Origin of the sequence: Actinomadura sp. HBU206391 (assembly GCF_014323665.1) — a bacterium.
Taxonomy (GTDB): domain Bacteria; phylum Actinomycetota; class Actinomycetes; order Streptosporangiales; family Streptosporangiaceae; genus Actinomadura_C.
The window spans coordinates 1-6,968 of record NZ_JABVEB010000273.1; the positions used below are offsets into that span (position 1 = coordinate 1).

4 protein-coding genes are annotated in these 6,968 nt (G+C 70.5%); 1 reads left to right on the forward strand and 3 read right to left on the reverse strand.

Translation table 11 applies throughout. The features are described 5' to 3' along the window. The 3 genes from HKK72_RS33890 to HKK72_RS33900 form a co-directional block, all read right to left on the reverse strand. The coding region (locus HKK72_RS33890; protein WP_187238503.1) for a GMC oxidoreductase at positions 1-1,792 on the reverse strand (1,792 nt) is incomplete at its 3' end. Beyond that, positions 1,792-2,907 (reverse strand): alpha/beta fold hydrolase, encoded by a 1,116-nt coding sequence (locus HKK72_RS33895; RefSeq protein WP_187238504.1) that lies wholly within the window; start codon positions 2,905-2,907, stop codon positions 1,792-1,794. The genes HKK72_RS33890 and HKK72_RS33895, both read right to left, overlap by 1 nt. Before the next feature lie 89 nt (positions 2,908-2,996). Beyond that, on the reverse strand, positions 2,997-5,918 hold the full coding sequence (locus tag HKK72_RS33900) for a helix-turn-helix transcriptional regulator (protein WP_187238505.1): 2,922 nt from the start codon (positions 5,916-5,918) through the stop codon (positions 2,997-2,999). Positions 5,919-6,121: 203 nt separating this feature from the next. Here HKK72_RS33900 and HKK72_RS33905 point away from each other — a divergent pair. Further along, positions 6,122-6,968 (forward strand): ATP-binding cassette domain-containing protein (locus HKK72_RS33905; RefSeq protein WP_187238506.1); only part of this gene is annotated, 847 nt, incomplete at its 3' end.

Here is a 6,968-nt window from a genome sequence, read left to right on the forward strand (position 1 = left end):
CCGCGACCTCCCCCGAACCGGCCGCCCCCACGGCCGATCCCCTACCGGCCGCCCCCGGGCCGGCCGTCCCGGCGGTCATCCCCGCGCCGTGAGCGGCCCCCACGCCGGCCATGGCCGACGTCCGCTCCAGCAGCCGGGTGGCCATGCGGTCGGCCATCGCCGCGATGGTGAGAGACGGGTTGGCCCCCACCGGGCCGGGCATCGCCGCCCCGTCGGCGACGTAGAGTCCGGGGAGCCCGAAGACCTCCCCGTAGGCGTCACAGACGCCCTCCCCCGTGTGCCGCCCCATCGGCGCCCCGCCGAGGGGGTGGACGGTGATGACCCGCTTGCGGAACCACGCCGGGTTGTCGGCGTACTCGGCGCCGAGCACGTCGGCGATTCGCTGCATGGTCATGCGCAGCCGTTCGAAGTGCGCCTTGCTCGTTGCTGTGCTCCACTGCGCGTCGAGCCGGTCGTCGCGCAGCCGCAAGACGCCGTCGGGCACGTCGCGGCCCATTCCGAGCAGCGGCAGAGAGCTCACCGACAGCGCGCCGTCACCGATCAGGTCGGCGAGCTCCTTCGACAGGTTGGTGTCGGGCGCGAACCTGAGGAAGTCACGGAACCGGTCGAAGAGGAACCGCACCACGCGGGAGATCTCGCCGGTGACGTCGCTGGCCTCGACGATCCAGTCCACGAAGTTCGGGTAGCCGCCGTCCTGGATGTAGGCCCCGCTGCCGGCCCCCGGGACGCCGTCCCGTTCGTCCGGCAGCCGGATCGCGCTGGTGATGACCGGGCCGCGGCTGGCGTCCAGCGGCCGGAGGCGGCTGCGGTCGGACGCCTTCAGCAGGAAGGTCAGCAGGTCGCCGTTGCCGCAGAACCGGGTGCCGAGCGCCTGGCTCAGGCCCGGGAGGTTCTTGCGGCTGCGCAGCAGCAGGTACGAGGTGCCGTAGGTGCCGGCGGCGAGGACGAGACGGTCACAGCCGATCGTGAGCGTCTGCGGCTTGCGCGAACGCCGCTCGGGATCGTGATGGACGTAGTCGACCTCGTAGCCGCCGCCCGGCCGGAGCCGGATCGCACGTACGTCGTGGAGCGTGCGCAGATCGGCGCCGTGATGCTTGGCCGCGGAGAGGTAGGTGTGGTCGAGGCTGTTCTTGGAGCCGTCGTTGCAGCCGATGTTGCACTCGCCGCAGAGCATGCAGGTGCGGCGGTGCACGCCGTGCAGGTTGCCGTACTCGGGCTGGGTGATCGGCAGGCCGATCCCGGGCTCTGCCCCTTGCTCCGGCGCGAAGCTGACCGCCAGCGGAGGCAGCTTCCAGCCGAGCCCGAGCTCGACGGCCGCGTCCTGCATCGCGTGCGTCTTCGGAGTGTCGGCGTAGGACGCCTTCTCGAAGGGGTACGGCGTCGCGCCGAGCATCCGCTCGACCTCGTCATAGTGCGGGTCCAGGTCGGCCCGGCTCACCGGCCACGGCTGGTAGCCGCCGGTGGGCGGGGACTGCTCGTTGACGAACCAGTGCTCGTCCTTGCGCAGGAGCACGTTGGCGTAGATGAGGGAGCCACCGCCGAGGCCGCTGGAGACGACCGAGTCGAGGCCCCGGAAGCTCCACACGTCGAAGAGGCCGTACAGGCCCTCTCGGGGGTCCCAGAAGGCCCGGCTCATCTCGGCCGGAGTGCGGGCGAAACTCCCCGGTGGGTAGTCCCGCCCGCGTTCCATCACCACTACCGACTTCCCCGCCTCAGCCAGCCGGTAGGCGGCGACGGAGCCCCCGAAACCGGAGCCCACCACCACTGCGTCAACGTTCTCTTGGACCGGCATCAGGCCGTCTCCCGCTCGACGCTGTGCTTCTGCAAGTGGGCGAGAATCTTGGGATAGACGTCGACATATGCCCGTTTGCCGAGAACCGGGTCGATGTGGCCGTAGCCGGGGAGGATCGCGAGATCGTGCCGGTCTGGGGCGGCCTTCGACATGAGTTCATGGCAGACCACGTTGGAGTCGGTGAAGATCCGGTTGTGGTCACCCGTCATGAACAGGACCGGCGTGGTGATCTCGGCTGCTCGTGCCAGGAAGTCCTCGGGCAGCGCGGCGTGGCGCGGGTCCCGGACGTCGTACCGCACGGCTCGTCCCGCACGCACCATCTTGCGGATGTGCCGGTAATAGTGCACGGTCGAGGCCCCGTTCAGGTCGGCCAGTCGATCGTGAACGTGGGTCTCCGGCGCGAGGTTCTCATGCATGAAGAAGCCCGGCCGGCCACTTGCCCACATGAAGCTCTGCATGTGGCAGGCGGACTCACGGCATTCGGGATGGAACAGCGACACCGTGCGGGCGAACAGCCGCCGGACGGTGAACGCAGGTGCCTCTTTGAAGCGCGGGTCGATGTAGGGAAGGCCGAGGACATAGTCGGCGAAAGCCGGCCCGGCAGCCATCTTCACCCGCGACCATCCGGGCACCCGCGGAGTCAGCGAGACGCTGTTGACGGCGAGGCTGGCGATGTCGTCGACCATCCCGCCGAACAGGCTCATGCTGAACGACAGCGCCCCGAGGCAGTGCGCGAACACGTGGATCCGCCGCTCGCCGACGTGCCGACGGAGCTCCCCGAGCGCAGCCGGATAGTCGTAGTGAGCGATGTCATCGAGACTGTAGCGGCGCGTCCCCGTGTTGTACGGGAAGTGGTTGCTCATCCGGAAATCGCACGCCCAGACGTCGCCGAACCCGTTGTCCAGCAGGAAGCTCACCAGGTTGTTGATCTCCGGCATGATGAACAGGTCGCTGGACGACGTCAGACCGTGCAGCAGAAGCACTACATCGTCGCTGTCCGCACGGTGGAACCTGCTCAGGGTCAGCCTGAGGTCGTCCTCCGTCACGAAGGGGTGCACGGACACCTCGGCGTCCGAGACGCCCTCCAGCGAGAACCGCCGGATGCGACGCGTCATCTTGTCCTCCCGGTTTCCATCGCTCCTAACAATGCCAAGGCCGTACATAAGCGCGGCATCGTGGAAAACCCGTACTTTGAGAGTCGAATTCAGACGCGGGGGTTCAGAGCAGTCGCCACACCGACCCTCGAACCGACGCCAAGCTTGGCGAACACCCTGGACAGGTGGGTCTCGACGGTTCGTACGCTGAGGACGAGCTTCTCGGCGATCTGCTGGTTCGTGCAGCCCTCGGCGACGAGCATGGCGATCTCGTGCTCCCGGGGCGTCAGCCCGAAGGGCCGGTCCGCCCGTCCGGTCCCGCCCGTGGCGGGCACCCGGACGCCGAGCCGGCGCTGTTCACGAACCGTCTGGGCGTGAAGGTTGCGCGCGCCGCACTCGGCGAAGATTTCCGCCGCCACGCGCAGCGTCTCCCTCGCCGGGCCACGCTTGCCGGCCTCGCTGTAGGCCAGTCCCGCGGTGAGCCTGGCCCGGCCCGCTTCGGCGCGCCGGCCGGCGGCGAGGAGCATTTCAGCGGCCTGCGTCGCGACTTCGGCCGCCGTGGCCGGATCGCGGGGCCGAAGCGCGTGCGCCCTGGCGAGGTGGACCAGGCCCTTGTCGGTGTCCAGGTCGGGATGGGCCAGCTGGGCTGCTATGTCCGCCCATTTCGCCGCTTCGTCCGGTCGTCCGCGTGCGACGTCGACATATGCCAGTGCCTCGGAGCAGGCCACCAGTGTCCCTGGATCGAGCATGGGCGCGGTGCCGTGGCCGCACGCCTCGAGAAGGCCGGCCGCGCCCTCCTCCAGAGTCCCCGCGTTGACCAACGCCATGGCGCGGGCATAGCGGGCCATGGCGCCCCACCACTCTCCGCTCCCGACGTCGTTCTGGACCGCCTCCTCGCCGAGTCGCAGGGCGGAGTCGTGGTCGCCCGTCCAGCTCGCGACCAGGCACTGCTGGGTGAGGGCGAAGGCCAGGCATTCTCCAGAGCGCAGCAGCCGAGCCACCTCCGTGGCCTCCTCAGCGACGGCACTCGCCTCTGCCAGCCGGCCGAGCATGGTCAGCGTCCGCGCCCGTGCGGCGAGCAGATAGGTCAGGATGTAGCTCTGCCCGGTGGAGCGCGCGACCGCCAGGCTGCGGTCCACATGCCGGAGCGCATCGTCGTACCGGCCCATCATGAGCTCGGTCCAGCACAGCCAGGCGACGGAGTCCAGGCACTCGGCGAGGTGATCGTCCGAGGCTCCGGCGAGGGCCTCGTCGGCCGCTTCGGCATGGCGCACGGCCTCGGCGATACGCCCTGCCCCGTAGGCCGGCAACGGCCGCATCACGGCGACCGCCACCTCCAGCCACGGTTCCCAGCCCGGCGCGCTCTTCGGCATGAGGTCAAGCACGGCCTGAGCGCCCCTGGTGTCGACGCGCATGAGCCTGTCGGCGACCAGCCGGACTCGGAGCACCACGGCGGCCGAGGCCTGTGGATCGGGAATGCGGCGCAGTTCGTCGAGCACGAGCGCCCGCGCTTCGTGGGGCCGGTCGAGCTGCCGTTCTATCACGGCGCACAGATGAACCGCCTTGGCGCGGCGGGCGTAATCGTCCAGGGGCAACAGCCGCAGCAGCGTACGTGCCGTCTCACGCCCCTCCTGGAGCTGGCCGCTGAGGGTCTGGACGTGCACCTGCTCCATGAGGAGCTCCAGGCGGGACAGCACCGGAGCGTCCCGCCCGGTCGGCTCGACGTCACCAGGATCAAGCGTGTCGGGCATCAGCCGAAGCGCCGCCTTCAGCCAGTGCGCCGCGATGGCGGGAGCCTGCGCGGCGACGGCGCGGGCGGCACCCACGAGCGTCGTGATGGCCTCCCGGTCACCGAAGCGCCCCGATCGCTCCACGTGGTGTGCGCGCACGGTGGCGGACGCGCCCAGGTCGGCGAGATGGGCGGCGATCCGGGCATGGGCGGCGAACCTCCAGCCCGCCGCCGCCGAGCCGTACGCGGCGTGCCGGACTAGAGGGTGCCGGAAGCGGAACCGGCCCGCAGACGGAGCCGGCCGTACGACGTCCCGCGCCACCATCTCGTCGAGCGCCGTCAGCGCCACGTGATCGGGCACCTGCGCGGCCACCGCGGCGAGCGCGGGCTCGAATTCGTCGGCGGTCATGGCGGCGGCCTGAGTGACCAGGCGAGCGGTGGAGGACAGACCGCTCAGCTCCACCCGGAGCGCGGTACTGACCGCAGGTGGCAGCTCGCCTTCCTCATGGCCGCTCACGATCGGAACCTCACTGCGGGCCAGCGCCTCCAGGTAAAAGGGATTGCCTCCACTGGCCTCGAACAGGGATCGGCGGCGCGCCGGGCTGACCTGCGGGCCGAGCAGCTCCGCGACCTCGGCCTCGGTGAGCGGCTCGACCGGGACGTGGCCGCCGCCGCCCGCCTCGACCAGTGCGGTGAGCCGCGGCGAGGCCTGGGCGGGGCGATAGGCGACCGCGACCAGCACCCGTCCGCGCGGCGGGTGGCGGATCAGATGGTCGAGCAGCTCGATCGAGCTGTCGTCGGCCCAGTGCACGTCGTCGAGGACCAGGACCAGCCCGTTCGGCCCGGCGAGCTCGTCGAGCAGCCGCCGGACGGCGCGGTACAGCCGGTAGCGCGCGAGCCCGGTGATGTCCTCGCCGTCGTCCGGCTTCTCGGGGACGGCCGCGGACAGGGAGGGGAAGACCGACGCCAGCACGCGGAGCGCGGGGGCCTCGAGCCGGTCGGCGAGTACCTCGTCCAGACCTTCGATCCGGTCGTCGAGCGCGTCGATGACCACCCCGAACGGCGTCTGCTGCTCGAACTCCGCGGCCCTCCCCCACAGCGTGTCGAGACGCCGCTCGGTCGCGATGCTCGCCAGCTCGCCCAGCAGCCGGGTCTTGCCCGCACCGGGCTCGCCGACCAGGCCGAGCAGCTGGAAGGCGCCGTCGGCGGCCACGTCGAGCGCCGCGCCGAACGCCTGCAGGACATCACGCCGTCCCACCAGCGGAGGCGTCCCATACGGCGGCTCACCGACACGCCCGTCCATGTATGCACCTCTCAGCGGCCTCCGGTCGGTAACGGCATCACGCGACCTACCGGACCACGCACAGAACCGCAAGTGGATTCTAGGTATGTCGGAGCGTCCGCGCCATCCGATTCGACCGACTCGACCGTCCGGGTCCGCCCGAAATGAGGTTGGCCGGTCCGGCCCTCGTGCTTCAGACTGGCTCGGGCGAATGAGGAGTTGTCGTGGGACACGTCGAGATCGGCCATGTGAGCCATACGCTTCCGAACGGGCGCGTGCTGCTCGACGACGTCTCGTTCAGGGTCGGTGAGGGCGTGATCGCGGCGCTCGTCGGGCCGAACGGCGCCGGCAAGACCACCTTGCTGCGGATCGTCGCAGGGGATCTCCCCCCACAGGCCGGGAACGTGTCACGCGGTGGCGGCCTCGGCGTCATGCGCCAGTTCATCGGCAGCGTGCGTGACGAGTCGACCGTCCATGACCTGCTGGTGGCGGCCTCGCCGGACCGCGTGCGCAGGGCGGCCGCCGCCCTCGAGGCGGCCGAACTGGCCATGATGGAGCGCGACGACGAACCCACCCAGATGCGCTACGCCACGGCCCTGACCGGCTGGGGCGACGCCGGCGGCTACGACTCCGAGGTGCTGTGGGACGCCTGTTGCGTGGCGGCGCTCGGCACGCCGTACGACTCGTGCCGGTGGCGCGAGATCAAGACCCTGTCGGGCGGGGAGCAGAAGCGTCTCGTGCTGGAGGCGCTGCTGCGCGGCCCCGACGACGTGCTCCTGCTCGACGAGCCGGACAACTATCTCGATGTTCCTGGCAAGCGCTGGCTCGAGCAGCGGTTGCGAGAGACGTCCAAGACCGTGCTCCTGGTCTCGCACGACCGCGAACTGCTCGCGAACGCGGCCGAGCGCATCGTCACCGTCGAGTCGGGTTCCGTCTGGGTGCACGGCGGCGGCTTCGCGTCGTACGCCCAGGCCCGGCGCGACCGAGGCGAACGGCTCGAGGAGCGCAGGCGGCGGTGGGACGAGGAGCACGCCAAACTCAAGGCGCTCGTGCTGACGTTCAAGCAGAAGG

Excerpts from the sequence above, each read along its gene's own strand:
- HKK72_RS33895 (WP_187238504.1), bottom strand. The coding sequence starts at position 2,907 with ATGACGCGTCGCATCCGGCGGTTCTCGCTGGAGGGCGTCTCGGACGCC.
- HKK72_RS33900 (WP_187238505.1), bottom strand. The coding sequence starts at position 5,918 with ATGGACGGGCGTGTCGGTGAGCCGCCGTATGGGACGCCTCCGCTGGTG.